Here is an 18,063-nt window from a genome sequence, read left to right on the forward strand (position 1 = left end):
TTTGCCGGTTTTTTGTGAGATTTCTGTTAGTGGTGTTCCTGATTCGATGAGAGATGATATGATTTCTTTCATTCCTTCTTTCATTCCTTCATCTCTTCCCTTTTCTTCTCTCCTATTTCCATATTCGTATATCAAACTCATCCTATCACCCAATGCGTCACATAAAATGTTTCTATCTTCTTCATCATCAATAAATTTGTCAACGATTAGCCATTCAATCCCATAAGACAAATTTTTAACTAGGTCAATTCTCTTTTAGAGAAATCATCATCTACTGGGGTGCTTTGCATTTCAAATATTGTATTTTCAAAATCCAATTCCAGTATCAGACCCGGCACGTACTCCTTCGGGTCAAGCAACCTCAGTTCCTTTGTCCAAATTTTTACATTGACGCTTTCAACTTCAATGATTTCCAAAAGTATTCGGGCATCTTCTTCTGCAATATTCTTGAATATCTTGTCTTCTGAAAAACTTGTCATCGAATTACCTCGTGGGATTACTGGATTATAATTTGTTATTAGGCATTTAAAGGATTTTACATTAGATTCAAATCATATAAGCTTATATGGTTGGGGTTTTGGGGTCAATATTTCACGATGCCACAATTTTTCAAGATAATCCAGTATAAGTGCCTAAAATCCCTTCAATTTACTTTTCAGCCATTCAACTCTCTGGTTCCATACTCGACTAAATATTGAAGTCAAATTGTCAAATTGCCCTTCAAATCATAAATAACTATAATATAAAAGCAATATTGACTTTTCGCTTGAGCAAGCTTTATTTAACTTGAGTTTAAACAAGTATATGGTGATAAATAATGGATACAGAGGATTTGAAAAAAGTTCTTCATCATCTCAAGGAGGACCCCATGAGAATCATCCTCACCGAGCACTTCATAGAAAAGCTTGAGGAGCGCGGAATCGATGAGGGGATGGTTTACCGGAAGCTCGAACACGCCCGGCCAAAATCCATCCGAAAACTCCCCGAACCATATGATGCGTTCGAGGTGTCCTACTACTGGATGAAAAATGAGAGGCTGATTGTCAACCTGCTTCTATTTCTTCCCGACAGCATCATACTAATAACAGCATTCATAAGGAGTGAGAATAATGGAAATTAACTATAATGTCATATACGATTCGGCCTACAACATCCTTGACCTGAGATTGGACGATTATGACTATGATTTCACGGTCACTCTTGAGGATGGGCTTCACATTGACTTCGACACCCATGGCAGGCCGGCCGCAATTGAGATGATCAACACCTCACGGAAATTCAACTTGCTGGCGAGGCAATTCGACGGAGCCAGGATCGAAGGAAAAATAAGCGTAGCGGAGGATGAAATCCTCCTTGAGATGAGGGTTCCCCAACACAAGAGGATTCTTGAAAGCGACACCCTTAACGCCCATGACATTCCATTGGGGGAGTACACTTTCACTGTTGAGGAATATGAATGATCCTATTGTCTGCTTGTATGGATTTTAGCCTCCAATGCGGTGGTGATGCTTGACAAAAGCATCCTGGTTTTCATGTCGGTGTGATGGATCTTCTTAAGCTTGTTCACCTTGCTTAAAAGAAGCCTGTTCTCCTCAATGGTGAACGGGGAATTCTTCCAGGTATAAGTCCAGTGCAGCAGGTGAGGGTTCACGCTGACGTTTTGAACCTCTTTTGAAAAGCCCTCAGTGCATTTCCTGCAGTAGATGTAGGATTCCATGAGCTCGTCAAGCAATCTGACATTCACGGTGTTTGTTATTGACTTGTCAGTCGGAAGGTCACGGATATAATAGTCATAGCTTAGGAAATTGTTCAAAAAGACTATTCCCTCTGCATTGAGGAATGTTTCAAGGGTGAAAGCCATGTCGTCCCCGGAAACGTAGGGCTGGAATCGGATGTCATTGTCCATGATTAGGTCCCGTCTGTAGATCTTGCACCATACTGAAGGGTGCATCTTGAGCATGTCCGGTTCCTGCTCGATATTGTCGACGCTTATAACGTCCAGTGGCCTGTCACGAGGATAGGTGACTTCCAGGGTCTTGCCGTAGAGGAACCTTTCAACGAAATTGTCCCATACGAAATCAGGGACGTTTATGAAGTTCTCGGTCTCGAAGGTCTCGTCAGGGTAGTGTTTCTCAATCTCATCCATGTAGGGGGAGTATGATTTCTGAACCTTTCCTCCATACTCGAATATTCTCCTGAAGCGGGCAAAGGCTATCTGTGAATCGTTCTTTTTCACCGCTTCATATAATCTTTCGCAGGCATCCGGTGTGTAGCGGTCATCAGGGTCCAGGAACATGATGTAGTCTCCGGTGCAGGCATCAATGCCTGTGTTGCGGGGAGTGTATGCGGCGCCGCTGTTCTTTTCATGGTGGATTGCAACGCAGCAATCATATTGCTCGGCGTACTCGTCAATTATCTCTCCGGATCCGTCTGTTGAGCAGTCGTTGACCATTATTATCTCAAGGTTTTCGCTGCCGATGGTCTGGTTTATCAGGGAGTCGATTCCTCCCTTGAGATGGTCGCCGACATTGAAAATAGGTAAAATGATACTAATCTTATCGTTCATTGTAATCATCTTGCTTAAAATTGTGAGAGTTTAATTCAAGTTAAGGTTTTGTTTTACAAGATAATTAAAGTTGTTGTAGAAAGGTATTTTATAGATGTGATACAAAAACTATAATATTAAAAACGTTATACCTTGAACGGTATATACTATAATTCTTATTTGGATTGATATTTATGAGCGAAGTATATAGGACATTCACATCAGAATCAGTAACCCAGGGACACCCTGATAAAGTTGCAGACATCATATCTGATGCAATACTTGATGCATACATGGATGGGGACAAGTACTCACACGTAGCATGTGAAACCTGTGTAACCACAGACTTCTGTATGGTATTTGGGGAAATAACCTCCGCTACTGATTTGAAAGATGAAGACATTGAAAAGATTATAAGAGACACCATCATTGAAATCGGTTACGACAATCCTGAAGTGAAATTCGATGGTCACTCATGCAGCATTGACAACAAGCTTCACGCACAATCCCAGGACATCAACCAGGGTGTTGACCGTGGGGAAGATGAGGAAACCGGTGCAGGAGACCAGGGGATGATGTTCGGTTTCGCATCAAACGAAACAGAATCATTGATGCCATACCCAATCGACCTGGCACGCAAACTAACCAATAAGCTGACCGAACTGCGTGAAACCGGCGAACTGCCATACTTAAGGCCTGACGGAAAGGCGCAAGTATCCGTCAACTACGATAAGGGAGGCAACGTATTGTCACTTGATGCGGTGGTGCTCTCCACACAGCATGACGAGACAATGTCCGACAATCAGGAACAATTGCACGAGGACATCAAGGAAAAGCTATTCAAGGCAGTCATCCCTGAAGGACTGATAACCGAGGACACCAAAATCCACATCAACCCGACAGGCAAGTTTGAAATAGGCGGACCACACGGGGATGCAGGACTCACCGGACGTAAAATCATCGTAGACACCTACGGAGGATACGCAAGACACGGTGGAGGCGCTTTCTCAGGTAAGGACTGCACTAAAGTGGACAGAAGCGCATGCTACATGGCAAGATACATTGCCAAAAACATTGTGGCAAGCGGACTGGCTGAGAAATGTGAAATCCAATTGTCCTACGCCATCGGTGTGGCTGAACCGACCAGCGTAATGGTTGACACCTACGGAACCGGTGCCGATATCGGTGACAAGACCTTTGAAGAGATTGTTCGCGAAAACTTCAGGTTGACTCCTGACGGAATCATCGAAACCCTACGCTTAAGGGATACAAGGTACAAGCAAACCGCTAAATACGGTCACTTCGGTGTTGAAGGCCGTCCATGGGAAGAAACCGACAAGGCTGAAGACTTGAAGAAGTACATTGTAGAATAGAATTACTATTGGGCTTGCTTTATTTTTAAGCGAGTCTTAAAACTTATTTTTTTTAGGATTTTTTTTAATTTAGTCTTTCAGCGCAGGCCATGTAAGATATTTTTAACAGAATGTGATGTTTTGGTGAAAAAAAGAGTAAAAAGGGATAATCTAGTCGTTAGCTAGATTATCAAAGTATCCCTGTATGAAAATGACTGGTGTTCCCTTGTCACCGGAACCGCTGGTCAGGTCACATAATGAACCAATCAAATCGGTCAATACCCTTGGAGTGGTTCCCTCGGTAATCATCTGACCGGTCAAGTCAGCATCCTTTTCCCTGATCTCGTTCTTGATAGCTTCCTTCAACTCATCGCCTTTCAAATCAGCGAACTTATTATCGGAGACATATTTCAGCTTGATCTCGTTAGGATAACCAATCAGGCCTCCAGTGTGTGCAGGTGACACTACAGGGTCAGCCAATTCCCAGATCTTTCCGACAGGGTCCTTGAACGCACCGTCACCGTAAACCATGACCTCAATCTGCTTGCCGGTCATTTCGACGAGTCTTTTCTGGACATCCTCAACCAGGTCTTGTCCGGTTCTAGGGAAGAGTTTCAGCTTCTCCTCAGTGGCCTTGTTGGAACCCAACAGTCCGTAATCCGGATTGCAGCCGGAACCGTTTATAGCCTCTGCCATAATCTGGTATAATCCGTAAGCGTTAGCCCCTAAATCCTTCAATAATTTCACGGTTTTCTCTCTTGTGTGAATGTCACATGCCAACACGTCATTGGTGTAGTCAAGTATTGTCTTCACATCATTTGAGAATACGAACTCGACTTCACAGTCCTCGCTTTCGATGAGCTCACGGTAAAAGTCTATCATGTTTATTCCGGTGAACGGATGCTTCCATGAGCCGAAGTTCTCGGTGTACTCATCTTCTGAGATGACGCTTGCAAGGTTGAACTCGCTTTCATCCAGAAGGTTCTCATCCATAATTCCGTTTCCAACCTCGTCGGCTGGGAAGGAGGTTAAAAGTGTAATCTTGTCCATTCCCCTTGCGATTCCCTTGAGAATGATTGAAAACCTGTTTCTGCTCAATATCGGATTTGTGACTCCGATTTTCTTTGATGGGAATTTGGCCATCAAATCCGCTGCAACATCATCCACGGTGACATAGTTTCCCTCAGATATTCCGACAACCGCTTCGGTGATTGCAACAATGTCCTTGTCCTTAAATTCGAATCCTTCACTTTCCTTTGCAGCCATCAATGAATCAATGACTATGCTTGCTAAATCATCGTTTTCCTTAATAATTGGTGTTCTGATTCCACGCACTACAGTACCAACATTTCTCATTATAAATAACTCCTAACTTGGGTTAGCCTATTATCTTTTTATTTTTCACATTATATAATGTTTAAGTTTTCAAGCATTATATGAACGCGAATATTTCAGGGGGCAAGTATATTATATTGTCTTTTCTCACAATGTTTGAGGTTGTATTTGAAATAATCACCCCATGGGGAGATTGGTATTTTCTCATTGCACGTTGAATTTGGCTTTTGTCTTTCTTACCGCAACTTACTTCGATAGGTATTGGTTTTTCATCGCCTCTTTGAACTATGAAATCAACATTTTGATCACTGCTTTTCTTTTTGCTGTCGTCATAATATGTTTTATAGGAAATGTCGCTTTTTTCATCTAAATCATGGAAGCTTGATGCTACATATGTTTCAAGCAACTTGCCCATATATGCTTTTTCATCTTCAAGTGTTGCATTGCCAACATCTGATGAAAGGTTATGTTTTAAACTTGATGTTGCAAAGAAATATTCATGAGGTTTTGTTGTTCGTTTAACAGAAGAAGTGAATGCTTCAATATGGAATATTAATTGTGTTTTTTCCAATATTTCCAATACTTTAGTGACAGTGGTCATGTTCACGTTGAAATGATTTGAAAGAGAACCTTTTGAAACTTCACCGGGATTTTGAAAAGCGAAATAATTCAAAATTTGAAAAGCCAAGTATTTAGTATCATCGTTGATTCCTTCAATATTGCTCATGTCTGTTGTTACAACTTTATCAATAATGTTTATAAGTTTTTTCCTTATTTCATTTGTATTCTGATAAGATGATGATGGAAATCCTCCAAATGTTAGGAAATGTTTCCACTCACCCACGTCATAATTTTCAAAGTTTGAATAAATGTTTAACATTCTTCTTTCGAGTTCTCCACTTTTTTCCATTTCTCCATCAAAAATCATGCGAATTAATGGTTTTGAAATGTTATTTTCGAAATCTTTGTATTTTAATTTCAGATGTTCGGAATATGTCAATGGATAAATTGGGAGGGTTAATAGTCTTCTTGCAGCATCTGAATTATAAGACAGTTTTAATGCAGATGATCCGCTGAAAATCATGAAGATGTTCTGGGATCCGTCGAAAATTAGTTTTCCATTTAATGACCAATCCCTATCGTATTGTGCTTCATCAATTAAAATAAATACCGGTTCGTTTACTGTTTCTATGATGGAATTGTGGTATGTTTGGCAATATGAGCTGACCACTTCAAATATGTCTACATCACCCATTTTTTTCAGCCTATCGCATGAAAAGTATAGTATGTTTTGGGGGCTTATGCCTTTTTCTTTTAGGAGGTGCTCATATGTTTGAAATAGCAGGGTTGTTTTTCCAACATCACGTATGCCCGGCAGAACTAGGAATCTATTAATGTTTTTTCCATCTAAAAAGTTGTCAATATATTTTTTAATATTTTCATAATCTGAACGTTTGTTAAATTGTTTGTTTTCATAGGATAATTCTTTGTTTAATCTTTGGGGCATTGTTAATATTTGATTTCTAATGTATGTATTTTGCAATTCATTCATTTTTACCCCTCTTAAATCTTTTGGTATTGGTTCATTGAACTATGCTATTTAAGTTGTATAGTTATTTATATAAACTATATTATTTAAGTTGTATAGTTATTTATATAAACTATACTATTTAAATTACATAGTTATGCTATTTGATATTGTAGTAATAATCATGCAGGTTTAGAAAAAACTGTGTAAAATAGTGTATTGCTGATTTGTGTTTAATCATGACTTTAATAATATGGCGAGGGTGATAATAGTTGTAGATTTTTTTTAGGTTAAATTTAATTCTTTAATGCTGAATCCGCATTTTTCCAAACGGATATGCGCTGGTTTAACATATCCATCAATCCTGATAGGTGGAGTTAAGGCTTTTTCACCAATGTTTTTTCCGTTATGTTTAAGTCTGCCCACTAATAAACAATCAATTCTAAATATGGTTTCATTGAACTCATTCATGGTTTCAATAATTAATTTTCCGCTTGATTTGAATTTTTCCTGGGTGTCGGATATGGTTTTGCGTCCTGCACTTAATTCACATAGGATTACTCTATATTTTCCCTGAGGGTTCTGATTCAAATCAATTATGATGCAATCAACGGATTTTTCATCATCATTTTCTTTTAGCCTGTCACCATCGATAATCAGATAATCATTTTGATTAATGTCTCTTAGGGAACATTTGTTTTCTCGACATTTTGACAGAATATACTTTTCATCAAATTCCTCTTTAAATTTTTCAGAAATGGTCAAAATATCACCTATTTGAAAGATTATCTATTGTAATGGTTTCATCATATAATTCTGTTGAAATTCTTGAAAAATTATCTTCTACAAATCCGTATTCATTAATTTCAATTTTTTCACTGCTGTATGAATCATCATCATTCATTTTGAAATTATAAATGTTAACATCATCGAAATCAAGAATGTCTCTTCTTTCATAGCCTAATTCTGCCAATTTTTCTTTAGGGATGTTGTTTAATGTAATGAAATTGTTTATTTGGTTGATTATATAATCACTATGTGTTGTAAACATGATTTTCAATCCCTGATTAATGGCTCTTATAATATATTTGATGAGCACTCTTTGATTTTTCGGATGCAGGTGTGCTTCAGGTTCTTCAATAATCAGCAAATCTCCTTTCTTCAATACATATTTTAGATATAGTGAAAAAATGCCCATTTCATGAATGGAGGTTGAAAGCAGCTTTGAGGATATTTTATTCTTATTTTTCATGTCCTTATAGACGATTTCATTAAATAGTGCGTCGTCTTCAATATCCACAATTATTCCAGAAAATTCTCTTTCAAATTCACATCCCAAATCATAAAATTCGCCTTTTTTGGAAGCATCCATATTTATCATGTTTGACAGTACCTCGGACTGGTTTTTGGATAGATTTGAAATGCCGCTTACCTGTCGTGTCAATAATTTTTTATCAATGATTATTTCGGACCTTTCCGCAGGAAGGTAGTATGAATTTTCCAAAAACAGGTTTTGAAGTATTAAATTGCTTATTATTCCATACAGGCGCATTAAAATAAAGTCAGTATTATTATTGCTGAGCTCATTTATCAATGAGGATTCCATATTTATCAGGATGTCTCCATTGTCTAAGTCGAAATGGAAAACAGGGTCATTGTCCACTAAAACATTTTTCATTAATGGAACAATTACTTCATTGAATTCCAAATCACTTGATCTTGTTTTGGTCAGTTCATTGGAGTTGATTTCAATACTTAATTCAGATTCATTGAAATTGATTAAATCGTTTAATTCTTCTTCAAATTGCTCTTCAATTTTTTCATTAAAAAGATTGCGATAATGTTTGTATATGCCGCTTCTTAAAAGTTGTTCAAAATCGCTTTTTTTTAATTTAAAAGGTTCGGAATCAATGGTTTTTGGGGATTTGTTGTAATCGCTTATGTCTTCATTTATTTTTTTAAACAACTCTTCATCTTCAGTTTTAAAATTATTCATTGCCTCTGAAACGAGTATGGCTTCGGGAACATGATGGTCATGAACCTTGCTAAAGCAATGAATCAGTTTGGCTATGAATGATTTTCCAGAGCTGTTGGGTCCGATGAATATGGTTAAGGGAGAAATTTCAATATTTGCATCTTTTAGAATTCCGAAATTTTTTACTTTGATATTTTGATTTTGTGATAGTTTTTCTCTCATTATATCCTGACCCCTTCATAAAAACTTATTATTTAATTATTGCTCTAATACTATAAATACTTTTTTTAAGTTTATAGCAATATTTATTTTTGATTATGGGGTGAATGATTATTATTATTTTAATTTAAAGTAATTTAGTGCATTTTTTTAACGTATGTTTCCATGGAAAAGATGCGTAAAACAAGTTTCACCTAGTGCAATATTTCATGATTTAAAAATAATTGCTGGAATTTCAGATGGTTGAATGCTCTCTCCATATGATGAACTGCATCTGTTGTTTAGATTCAATGTCTTGAGAATCATAATCTGCTTTTTGTCTCAATATTATCAATTTGGTTAATTCATCATTATTCCATTTGACAATAATCTAAACTGGACGGTGCAATATAATTTTGGCATAGAATGTTTGTACTGTATTCCTGCGACACTGCGGTCGGTTGACACATGCCTTACAATATAGGTGGTGATTCCCCAATCGGTTGAGAATGCAAGAATCCCCGAAAGGTAAGTTGCAAATCCCAGAATGCCGTATTCGCTCACCTGAAGGTATCTTGCAATCAGGATTGTCCAGATGAATCTGCATATGAACCCGACAATGTTTGAAGCCAGAAGCCAGCTCATGCTTTTGAAAATAGTTTGAACACGACTCATTTTTTCACTGTATCTTACTATGGTTTGGAAATGTTTTAATCAAAAAATAGAATTCGCGCTCCTCCATAATCCATTTGTGAAAATCTGTTCGGTACAAGTGTTCTGGTAAATGTTTAAATAATATCTTTTAAATAAATTAAAATGAGAGTATGTTTAAAAATATCACTGATTCATTAGTCAAATCCAAAAAATATTGGTTAATATATCTGATTTTCATCACTATCACTTTAGCATCAACGCTTTCGGCTAAAAACTTCCAACAGCCTCAAATGGTGATAGTGGCATTCGTTATAGTGGCAGTATTGGGCGTAGCCTTCATATCATACTATTTCATGCATGACTCGGATGCGGAACTCTACAAGCTCGCATTCGTCATCATACTGTGCTTTGGAATGTTGAGCGCACTGGTTGTGCCCATTGCCGATGTGAGCGACGAGCTGGAACACCTGACCCGTGCGGAAATCACTTCACAGGGAGTGATTTTTCCCCATTGGGAGGACGGGCCGAACAATCTGACCCAACTCTACAACCGCACTGAGGGCAAATACAGCAATGCACTGAATACTGACGTGGGATTCAACACGACTGCAAGCCACATGTTCTTTTTAAACAATCGGGAGCATACGGTATTTGAAACTTCGGGCGATACGCAGCCAATCTCCAACAAGACAATGCTTGACGGGTCAGCCTTTGAGCAGAATCCATTCTACGGATACCTTCCCCAGGCATTCGGAATATTCATAGCAAAGCTCTTTGACATGAACGTCATATGGATGCTGTGGCTTGGAAGGATATTCAACCTGATATTCTATGCGTTTTTAATATCAATGGCCGTGAGGATAGCCCCTGCAATGAAGGTTCCCATGTTGGCGGTTGCCTGCATACCGATTTCCATCTATCAGGCGGCTTCAGTCAGCATAGACTCGATGATAATCGGCTTGGGGATACTGTCGGTAGCCTATTTCATATACCTCTGCAAGGCCGAGGCCGAATCCCTTGACGTCAAGCACGTTGCACTCTTCTGTGCACTGTCGCTTGCCCTGGGACTGTGCAAGCTGCCTTACCTGGCATTCGTGTTCCTGATATTATTCGTTCCTAAGGATAACTTCAAGGACAATGGAATATTGAAGTACATGATATTGGGCATTTTCATAGTTGCCTTGATAGGTGTGCTTTGGAGCACATATTCCGAGCCTGCACTGATGCATTCCTGGAGATCAAAGCTCAATTACATGGATGCTTCAGGGCAAATGGAGTATCTGATGAGCCATCCTTTCGCAATCCTCACATTCTTCAGATTGATTTTCACATACACATTGGGAATCACTCTGACTGGGGTCTTCAATTTCTTCGCTGCCGGAAGTGCGAACCATTACGCCGACACATACGTGCTGATTACGGTGCTGGTATGGATATTTTTGGCCATTGTGCTTCTGCTTTATCCAAGAAAAGTCGAGTTCAACAACAAGGCGAGATTGGGTTCGCTTCTCATTGTGCTCATCATATATGTGGGAACATGCTTCATCCAGCTTCTCACATGGGCTGATGTGGGTGCCTTCAATCTTGGAATCAGCACAAGGTATTTCATTCCACTGGCTGCATTGCTTCCAATAATCGTGCCCTTTAAAACGGATAAGCTTGACTGGTTCAGCGACAAGTATGCAATAGTGTTCATCATCGGATTTTTGGCAACCCTGATATTGGCTTTCACAACCAAGTACTATTAGAGGAAATCCCTTCCGTAAAACATGACCCTTCTTGCAAGGAAGTTCCAGAATAACACGATCACGGCAGAGATGATTTTGGATATCAGGTAATGTATTCCGCAGATGTCTGTGAAGAAGTACAGGAGTATCTCGGTGAACACCAGTCCGATAGTGCTTATGAGCATGAAGAGGTTGAACTCCACAACCTTGTTTTCAATATTGTCCTGGTTGAACACCCACCTTGTGCTCATCACATAATTCACCAATACGGATATGATGAATGAGAATACTGCTGATACGAGGTAGTAGATTCCGCAAATGTCGCTGAAAAAATAAAGGAAGAAGAAATCAACAACGAAAGCGGTGCCTCCAACGAAAACGTATCTGAAAAACTGTATCATTATATTGTCAGTAGGGTCCCTGAAAAGCTTGCCGATCAAATCTTTCACTTCTCCTTTTTCATTTCATTCAATAAAATCAGGTGGCGCTCAAGCTCCTCGGAATGATGATGGTTTAAAACATGCAGTATGACTCCGACAAAGAATGTCAATGCCGCAACAATCACCACGGTGGCTATTACAATCAATGTAGGAATCTTCAACACGAAGCCGGTGCTGAAGAACCTGAAAAGAATCGGGAAGAAGTACGCTCCAGCTATTATTAGAAGAATCAATGACACGATTGAAAAGAACATTAGCGGGCGCTGGTCACGTATCAGGGAGAAAATCATCCTGATGACCTTCAAACCGTCACTATACGTGTTGAGCTTGGACTCGCTGCCGTCCTGACGATCCCTGTACTCAATCGGTATTTCCTTGATTTTGAAATTGTTCATAAGGGCAAAAACGCTCATCTCGGTTTCAATCTCAAATTCCTTCGAGCGGATAGGGAATGACTTGACAAAATCATAATTGAACGCCCTCATCCCAGTCATTATGTCATGAAGGTCACTTTTAAAGAAGGTGTTGATTGATTTTCGAACGAACCTGTTTCCGGTATTGTGGAATCTCCTGTCGTTTTCCTCAAAATACGTTGAGGACAACCTGTCCCCAATCACCATGTCCGCTTTCTTCTCAAGTATTATCGCCTCAAAATCCAGTGAGGCCTCAGCGGGGTATGTGTCATCCCCGTCAACCATGATGTAGCAGTCGGCCGTGATGTCTTGAAACATTGACCTGACCACATTCCCCTTCCCTTGCCTATACTCATGCCTTACAATGGCTCCTGCATTCGCTGCGATTTCTGCGGTGTTGTCGGTTGAGTTGTTGTCATAGACATAAATCTCAGCATGTGGCATTATGTCTTTAAAATCATTCACGACCTTTTCTATGGTTGCAGCTTCATTATAGCAGGGGATTAAGATTGCGGTTTTCATAAGTTAATATTAGGTTTTTATTTGATTTAAATTTGATGTGAAAGATAATAATATGGCGGATGTGTGAATCAGATAGTCACTCCAATGCCCTCAATATTATATGTTGAGACAATTATGTATTGGAAAATTTACATTTGAATCAAGGATTTGATTACTATTATATTATGAACTTTTATTTTCTTGTTTAGAGACATTGGCAATTTAAATTAAACCAATAAGCTTTTTAACGCATGTTTTCTCTACAAAGATGCGTAAACTATGTTTTTTTCACCACATTAGATCGTGTAAGGGTCAGCTCTAATATGCAGCCAATATAATTTTAATTAATAAACTGTTGGCAATGATGTTGAAAAATAAGTAAGTAGGTGTGATGGGACTCGAACCCACGAAGCACTAAGCAATAGGCCCTGAACCTATCTCATTTGACCACTCTGACACACACCTATAAAAAAAATCAGATGTTATTATACTCTGTAATTCCTGATTAAAATACTTTGTCTTTAATGACTTTGCCGATTTGAATTTTTCATTCTGTTTAAAACGGTTAAATTCCACTTATAAAATCTTTTCCATAGTTAAAAAATTATATATGGCGCCAACACAACCGGATGCATTTTTAAAATAGCATCTTTCAATTGCAGGTTCGTTTATCGCTTCTGATGATTTCACTCTAAAGAACTCGTGCACGCTGTCTTTTATTTCACTCATTAAAATGTCCTGTGAGGAAATTCCCCCGCCAATGCAGAACTTTTCAACATCAAGCACCGACTGTATGGTCACAATTCCAGCGGCAATTATTCTTGAATAATTTCTAATCGCCTCTTTTGCCGCTTCATCCCCATCATCATACTTTTCAAAGAGTTCATAAGTGTCAATATCGCCAATGCCTTTTTCATCATTATATGCATCGGTTAAATTTTTATGCCCTCCAATCTTGCCGAACCTTTTTGCGTTATCGAGATTTTTAAAATCGCTGAGGATGCTTGAAATCTCTCCTGCGGATTCATTGCTTCCCCGATATAGCTTTCCATTGAGAATTATCCCTCCGGCTATTTCAGTTCCAAGTCCGATAACCATTCCATTGTCTATGCCTGACAGGTTTCCCTTCCAAAACTCAGCCAATGCAGCGCACTTCCCGTCATTTTCAATCCACACGGGCACGCCGTATTTCTCCTCCAGCATGGATTTCAAAGGCATATTGCAGATCCACTTGAACGTTGCTATTATATTGACTATCCCCTTTTCAACATTAATTTTTCCCGGAAAGGATATTGCAATGCCTTCAATCTGATTTAGATGGGGGAGGATTATTTCATCCAATGTTTCGAATAATTTTCCAGGTTCCCTTCTTGTTTTGATTTCATTGAGCTTGACTATTTCCGCATTCCTATCGGTTATGGCGTATTTTATTGAGGTTCCGCCAACATCTATCGCAAGGTATTTTTCATTGTTCATAAACAGCATGGCTCCTTTCGGATTTGTTTTTTGGAGGTGGTTAGGTAATAGTTTGTTTTTTGTGCAATAAAAATTATCGGTGTTTTTTCTTATAGTTGGAAGAGCAATTCTTCTTGAATGTTTTAGTTACAACCAGTCTCCTACAATTTAAAAGACTCCAACCCAAGGGGGTGATGGGTATGAAGTTAAAAATTAGAAAATGCCCTGTCATCATCATTTCCAGATATTGAAATGCATGTTGACTCCATGCCAAATTTAATGGATGGGAATGCCATATGGATGATCATGCTTCTAGTGATGGCATATTTTTTCAATATCACGAGCATATTGAAGCTAATAATGTCCATGTAAGGGATAATCTCCCTATTTTCACTTCTACATCCGGCAATTGATAAAAATCTATTTTCATGGAAGGAATGTTGGGAAACACTGCCCAATGTTTTCACGCAGGCTTTTTTGCTTGAGAAAAAACACTAGTCAGTTGCCCAAATCCAAAAATAATTAGATTTATATGTTTCATTCATAATAATAATGCACATTAGCATTTATCTCTAAAAAAATTAAATTTGGTGTAAATTTAATGTCTAAGGTAGCATTGTAGGATTAAATTCCTGCAATATGGGTATTAAAGGAACTATTTGTACTGAAAACTGATTTTATTCTTTTGCTTGTGCCATCGGAAAAAATTTATATGCTAAAAATAGCATATATTTATTAAACAAATCGATAATTATTAAATTGCAAGAAGTTTTTTTTTTTAAAATATGAAAACAGATGGTCATATGGGTAAGAATATATTATATCATGGAAGTAATGTGGAAGTGCCTTTTCCGCGTATTCTACAGAATGGTTTTTACAAGGATTTCGGTTATGGCTTTTACTGCACCTTATTTGAAAAACAAGCAAAACGTTGGGCTATGACAAGAAAAGGAGAATCTGTTGTAAATTCATATGAATATGTGCCCAATGATAATTTAAACATCCTGAAGTTTGAAGAAATGTGTGAGGAATGGTTGAACTTCATCGTAAACTGTCGAAATGGCATAGAACATAATTATGATATAGTGGAAGGACCTATGGCAGATGACCAAATTTGGAATTACATTGAAGGATTCGTTGAAGGCAACATTTCAAGAGAAGCATTCTGGGAATTGGTAAAATTCAATTATCCAACACATCAAATTTGCTTTAACACTGAAAAAGCACTTAAAACATTAACATTTAAAGGAAGTGAAATGTTATGAAGAACAAATATTTTCCGGATGAGGATATCAAAATCAATGACCTATACTTTATTTGTTACATGATAGAAAGAGTGGCAAGGCATATAAAACAAAAAAATAAATATGTTGTAAATACAATTGGGAGAGACGGACTATATCATTTGATCAGCTGTGCAGAGGCATTGCATTGTGAAAATCCGTTGAAAGTGGAATCAGATTGGATTAATGATTACGAACTTGAAAATGGAAATTATGACATCACCTCTGTTGATAAGGAACTTGCTTCAATCATTCCAACACCACTTGATATGGGCGCAGTATATCAGCGTTTAATTATAAATACCCTATCATCCAAAGAGGATTATGTTGAGGGAATTATAAGAGTATATAATGATGACATATGTGATGTGATAGATAATTATAACTGCAGTGCTTTTTATGAGCCTTCTTATGTGATAGCTCGAGCTTATCAAAACGGAGGGTTTTAAATAATAATATAAAAGTTAATGATATGTCATATCACTTTCTTCTTTTAAAAACCAGCACCGCCAGTGACAATGCAAGCAATACAAGAGGATTGCCCGTCTCATGATTTCCATTCACCTTGGCTAATTTGGCCTTTTTAAAGGATGCGTTTGTGCGGTTTTGCACAATGTTCTCTTTGATGCCGGTTTGATTGGTCAGGTTTTGGGAAGTGCCGGCTGACCCGTTCCCGGTTGAATTCTCAGTCAGGTTGCTTTCAGGGGTTATGTTTCTGAAATATATCTTGTATGCGAAATAATTCTGATACTCGTTGAAGTTGGATATGAAATTTCGGAAACTGTAAACCATCTCGGTGGTGTCGTTGACTTTCAAAACACCGTCATTGGGCACCTTGACAGTTGCAGCCTTCTCGATGATTTTTTCATACAAGGTCTGGTTGAACCTGCTGAACTGCTTGTCGTCAGTGAATTTCCAAATCATGTGCTGGGTGGCGATGACGTCGCGCTGTGACTCCTCATAGAAGTATACGAAGAATGTCTTGATGTTGTTGTCGACATCCTCGTCACGGACATAGAACTTATCTCCCTTTTCAGCCGAATGCTCGCCCCATTCAATACAGTATCCCTTGTACCCGTCGCTGAAGCTGATGTTGGAGTCTCCGCTTTCAAGCGCTTCAGTCATGGGCCCGTCTGATATGTACTTGGTGGGATTGTCCACGACCGTCGTGTTGTTCCCGGCCATGACTGGGGAAACTGTTATTGCCAGTATGGCAAGAATGAGAAGCAATTTCAATTTCATGGTGATATATATTGTGTGTATCGTTTGAACTACCTCGACTTTGTAGAAGTCGAGGATTCCTAGATTTGTTTTTTTTGTGCCACTTGTTTATTTGGCGTTTTCTAGGCTATTCCCGTAGTCCCACCGGTTCAAAATATTAATGGCGGCGTTAATGTCACGGTCTAGTGTTTTACCGCAGTTTGGACATTTCCATTTTCGTGTTTTCACATCTAATTCATGGTTGATGTTTCCGCAAAAATGACATTTTTTACTGGTATATTTTGCATCTACAAATACTACGCCTTCTGCTTGAGGTTTGTGCCTAGCGAATTTGTCTTGTAGTTTAGTTATGAATTTTGTGAGTGGAAACACCATGTTTTGCTCGCCACCAATCAATATTTTAATTTTTGAGTAATTTTTCTCAAATACTATGGTATCATATTTTTTGACCATTTCTGTTGAAAGTTTCTCTATGTAGTCGTCAAGTTTATTGGATCGTTGGTGATACCATTTTAATAGTCTGATTTTCTGTTTTTTCCATTTTTTGCTTCCTTTTGTGCATTTGGCCATTATCCGGTTGATTAATTTGACCATTTGGTTTTCATGGTCAATGTCAAAGTATTCCTTTTCATAATCGCTTGTGACCAGCCAGCCGTTTACATTTGAATTAATATCACAACCTACATTTTTACCTGTTAGTTCCCATTCTTCTTCAGTGAAATCAATGTTGAATGTTGCAAAGTAGTCTATTCCATCAAAGGAGATTGTTACCTTGTTGAATTTTGTATTTTTGTCGTTTAGTATTTGGAAGTATTCTTGGCTTGTGTGGAATTTTACTTTGCCATATTTTCTCAGAATCATTTTATTTTTTTTGATGATTCTAATGTCTTGTCTTATTGTTTGTCTGAATGATAGTTTATTTGTTTTCTTTTTGTGAAATTTGGGTTTATTGAAGTGTGATGGATTTTTAAAGAAATTATTGAATGATGTGGCCAAGTCTCTTATTTCCTGTTGGAGACTTGTTGATTCTACATCCTCCAAATAAGGAAATTCCTGCTTGGCTTCATTTAGTAGTTTATTTAAGAATGTAAATGTGGGTCTTAGGTTGGAATCGTTACTGTGCATTTTATTGTATTTGTCAAGAACGACATTATGGGCCTTGCGACAGCAACCAAAATTCTTATGAAACATATCCTTCTGCTCCTGAGTAGGATAAATCTTAACCTTCATTCCCTTTTTAACATCCACCATAACATAAAACACCACACTATTAACCCATCTTCACATAATAGTACAATTTATGCTCCATTAATATATAAAGATACTCAGAGAGCATTTGAAAAGTGCGACGAGATAGAACCAATAATTTGTTATATGTCCTCAAATGAATGGCATATGTTAGTGCAGTCTTAGATGACTGATAACACTGTTGTGCG

The 18,063-nt window shown here is 38.1% G+C and carries 19 protein-coding genes and 1 pseudogene; 6 read left to right on the plus strand and 14 right to left on the minus strand.

Features of this window, described 5'->3' with window-relative positions:
* Together QZU77_RS07450 and QZU77_RS07455 are read right to left on the minus strand one after the other, a co-directional pair.
* A pseudogene (locus tag QZU77_RS07450) lies at positions 1-231 on the minus strand (hypothetical protein); the annotation flags it as partial.
* A gap of 8 nt (positions 232-239) precedes the next feature.
* Positions 240-479, minus strand: a complete 240-nt coding sequence (locus QZU77_RS07455; protein ID WP_295602442.1) for a hypothetical protein — start codon at positions 477-479, stop codon at positions 240-242.
* A 338-nt stretch (positions 480-817) separates the two neighbouring features.
* Here QZU77_RS07455 and QZU77_RS07460 point away from each other — a divergent pair, with 338 nt between their 5' ends.
* Entirely contained in the window at positions 818-1,120 is a 303-nt protein-coding gene (locus QZU77_RS07460) for a hypothetical protein (RefSeq protein ID WP_295602445.1), read from the plus strand.
* The gene (locus tag QZU77_RS07465) at positions 1,110-1,460 is read left to right on the plus strand and encodes a DUF2283 domain-containing protein (RefSeq protein ID WP_295602448.1); all 351 of its coding nucleotides are present in this window, start codon (positions 1,110-1,112) and stop codon (positions 1,458-1,460) included. Before QZU77_RS07460 ends, QZU77_RS07465 begins: the two co-directional genes overlap by 11 nt.
* Positions 1,461-1,462: 2 nt before the next feature.
* Here the strand turns inward: QZU77_RS07465 and QZU77_RS07470 are convergent, their stop codons facing one another.
* Positions 1,463-2,566 carry a glycosyltransferase gene (locus tag QZU77_RS07470; RefSeq protein WP_295602459.1) on the minus strand — a complete coding sequence of 368 codons (1,104 nt, stop codon included), beginning with the start codon at positions 2,564-2,566 and terminating at the stop codon, positions 1,463-1,465.
* A 173-nt stretch (positions 2,567-2,739) separates the two neighbouring features.
* On the opposite strand from QZU77_RS07470, the gene metK reads away from it, so the two are divergent.
* Entirely contained in the window at positions 2,740-3,918 is a 1,179-nt protein-coding gene (metK, locus tag QZU77_RS07475; protein ID WP_295602466.1) for a methionine adenosyltransferase, read from the plus strand.
* A gap of 150 nt (positions 3,919-4,068) precedes the next feature.
* Here the strand turns inward: metK and QZU77_RS07480 are convergent, their stop codons facing one another.
* From QZU77_RS07480 to QZU77_RS07500, 5 genes are all read right to left on the minus strand, one after another.
* Positions 4,069-5,253 carry a coenzyme F420-0:L-glutamate ligase gene (locus QZU77_RS07480; protein WP_295602469.1) on the minus strand — a complete coding sequence of 395 codons (1,185 nt, stop codon included), beginning with the start codon at positions 5,251-5,253 and terminating at the stop codon, positions 4,069-4,071.
* Between the two features lie 76 nt (positions 5,254-5,329).
* Positions 5,330-6,784 (minus strand): ATP-binding protein, encoded by a 1,455-nt coding sequence (locus QZU77_RS07485; RefSeq protein ID WP_295602472.1) that lies wholly within the window; start codon positions 6,782-6,784, stop codon positions 5,330-5,332.
* Between the two features lie 261 nt (positions 6,785-7,045).
* Positions 7,046-7,525, minus strand: a complete 480-nt coding sequence (locus QZU77_RS07490; RefSeq protein ID WP_295602483.1) for a hypothetical protein — start codon at positions 7,523-7,525, stop codon at positions 7,046-7,048.
* Between the two features lie 4 nt (positions 7,526-7,529).
* Positions 7,530-8,957 carry an AAA family ATPase gene (locus QZU77_RS07495; RefSeq protein ID WP_295602489.1) on the minus strand — a complete coding sequence of 476 codons (1,428 nt, stop codon included), beginning with the start codon at positions 8,955-8,957 and terminating at the stop codon, positions 7,530-7,532.
* Between the two features lie 336 nt (positions 8,958-9,293).
* A complete protein-coding gene (locus tag QZU77_RS07500) occupies positions 9,294-9,608 on the minus strand; it encodes an oligosaccharide flippase family protein (RefSeq protein ID WP_295602492.1) in 315 nt (104 codons plus the stop codon).
* Positions 9,609-9,757: 149 nt separating this feature from the next.
* On the opposite strand from QZU77_RS07500, the gene QZU77_RS07505 reads away from it, so the two are divergent.
* Entirely contained in the window at positions 9,758-11,335 is a 1,578-nt protein-coding gene (locus tag QZU77_RS07505) for a DUF2142 domain-containing protein (RefSeq protein ID WP_295602495.1), read from the plus strand.
* On the opposite strand, the gene QZU77_RS07510 is transcribed toward QZU77_RS07505, so the two are convergent.
* The 4 genes from QZU77_RS07510 to QZU77_RS07525 form a co-directional block, all read right to left on the minus strand.
* Positions 11,332-11,763: a GtrA family protein gene (locus QZU77_RS07510; RefSeq protein WP_295602508.1), complete on the minus strand. Its 432-nt coding sequence runs from the start codon at positions 11,761-11,763 to the stop codon at positions 11,332-11,334. The genes QZU77_RS07505 and QZU77_RS07510 overlap by 4 nt on opposite strands.
* Positions 11,760-12,689: a glycosyltransferase family 2 protein gene (locus tag QZU77_RS07515; protein WP_295602513.1), complete on the minus strand. Its 930-nt coding sequence runs from the start codon at positions 12,687-12,689 to the stop codon at positions 11,760-11,762. Before QZU77_RS07515 ends, QZU77_RS07510 begins: the two co-directional genes overlap by 4 nt.
* Positions 12,690-13,244: 555 nt before the next feature.
* Positions 13,245-14,144 (minus strand): ROK family protein, encoded by a 900-nt coding sequence (locus tag QZU77_RS07520; protein WP_295602516.1) that lies wholly within the window; start codon positions 14,142-14,144, stop codon positions 13,245-13,247.
* A gap of 185 nt (positions 14,145-14,329) precedes the next feature.
* Complete coding sequence (locus tag QZU77_RS07525; RefSeq protein WP_295602519.1) at positions 14,330-14,491, minus strand: hypothetical protein; 162 nt, start codon at positions 14,489-14,491, stop codon at positions 14,330-14,332.
* 435 nt (positions 14,492-14,926) lie between these two features.
* On the opposite strand from QZU77_RS07525, the gene QZU77_RS07530 reads away from it, so the two are divergent.
* Together QZU77_RS07530 and QZU77_RS07535 are read left to right on the plus strand one after the other, a co-directional pair.
* Positions 14,927-15,388: a DUF3990 domain-containing protein gene (locus tag QZU77_RS07530; protein ID WP_295602530.1), complete on the plus strand. Its 462-nt coding sequence runs from the start codon at positions 14,927-14,929 to the stop codon at positions 15,386-15,388.
* Positions 15,385-15,855, plus strand: a complete 471-nt coding sequence (locus QZU77_RS07535) for a hypothetical protein (protein ID WP_295602538.1) — start codon at positions 15,385-15,387, stop codon at positions 15,853-15,855. The genes QZU77_RS07530 and QZU77_RS07535 overlap by 4 nt, the downstream gene beginning before the upstream one ends.
* A 31-nt stretch (positions 15,856-15,886) precedes the next feature.
* Here QZU77_RS07535 and QZU77_RS07540 read toward each other — a convergent pair whose 3' ends face one another.
* Entirely contained in the window at positions 15,887-16,648 is a 762-nt protein-coding gene (locus QZU77_RS07540; protein ID WP_295602541.1) for a Cys-Gln thioester bond-forming surface protein, read from the minus strand.
* An 87-nt stretch (positions 16,649-16,735) separates the two neighbouring features.
* The gene (locus tag QZU77_RS07545) at positions 16,736-17,878 is read right to left on the minus strand and encodes an RNA-guided endonuclease TnpB family protein (RefSeq protein ID WP_295602544.1); all 1,143 of its coding nucleotides are present in this window, start codon (positions 17,876-17,878) and stop codon (positions 16,736-16,738) included.
* Positions 17,879-18,063: the final 185 nt, after the last annotated feature.

Source organism: uncultured Methanobrevibacter sp. (genome assembly GCF_902774605.1).
GTDB lineage: Archaea > Methanobacteriota > Methanobacteria > Methanobacteriales > Methanobacteriaceae > Methanocatella.

Coding starts and splice junctions, on each gene's coding strand:
- QZU77_RS07455 (WP_295602442.1), bottom strand. CDS start 479: ATGACAAGTTTTTCAGAAGACAAGATATTCAAGAATATTGCAGAAGAA.
- QZU77_RS07460 (WP_295602445.1), top strand. CDS start 818: ATGGATACAGAGGATTTGAAAAAAGTTCTTCATCATCTCAAGGAGGAC.
- QZU77_RS07465 (WP_295602448.1), top strand. CDS start 1,110: ATGGAAATTAACTATAATGTCATATACGATTCGGCCTACAACATCCTT.
- QZU77_RS07470 (WP_295602459.1), bottom strand. CDS start 2,566: ATGAACGATAAGATTAGTATCATTTTACCTATTTTCAATGTCGGCGAC.
- metK (WP_295602466.1), top strand. CDS start 2,740: ATGAGCGAAGTATATAGGACATTCACATCAGAATCAGTAACCCAGGGA.
- QZU77_RS07480 (WP_295602469.1), bottom strand. CDS start 5,253: ATGAGAAATGTTGGTACTGTAGTGCGTGGAATCAGAACACCAATTATT.
- QZU77_RS07485 (WP_295602472.1), bottom strand. CDS start 6,784: ATGAATGAATTGCAAAATACATACATTAGAAATCAAATATTAACAATG.
- QZU77_RS07495 (WP_295602489.1), bottom strand. CDS start 8,957: ATGAGAGAAAAACTATCACAAAATCAAAATATCAAAGTAAAAAATTTC.
- QZU77_RS07500 (WP_295602492.1), bottom strand. CDS start 9,608: ATGAGTCGTGTTCAAACTATTTTCAAAAGCATGAGCTGGCTTCTGGCT.
- QZU77_RS07505 (WP_295602495.1), top strand. CDS start 9,758: ATGTTTAAAAATATCACTGATTCATTAGTCAAATCCAAAAAATATTGG.
- QZU77_RS07515 (WP_295602513.1), bottom strand. CDS start 12,689: ATGAAAACCGCAATCTTAATCCCCTGCTATAATGAAGCTGCAACCATA.
- QZU77_RS07520 (WP_295602516.1), bottom strand. CDS start 14,144: ATGAACAATGAAAAATACCTTGCGATAGATGTTGGCGGAACCTCAATA.
- QZU77_RS07525 (WP_295602519.1), bottom strand. CDS start 14,491: ATGGACATTATTAGCTTCAATATGCTCGTGATATTGAAAAAATATGCC.
- QZU77_RS07530 (WP_295602530.1), top strand. CDS start 14,927: ATGGGTAAGAATATATTATATCATGGAAGTAATGTGGAAGTGCCTTTT.
- QZU77_RS07535 (WP_295602538.1), top strand. CDS start 15,385: ATGAAGAACAAATATTTTCCGGATGAGGATATCAAAATCAATGACCTA.
- QZU77_RS07540 (WP_295602541.1), bottom strand. CDS start 16,648: ATGAAATTGAAATTGCTTCTCATTCTTGCCATACTGGCAATAACAGTT.
- QZU77_RS07545 (WP_295602544.1), bottom strand. CDS start 17,878: ATGGTGGATGTTAAAAAGGGAATGAAGGTTAAGATTTATCCTACTCAG.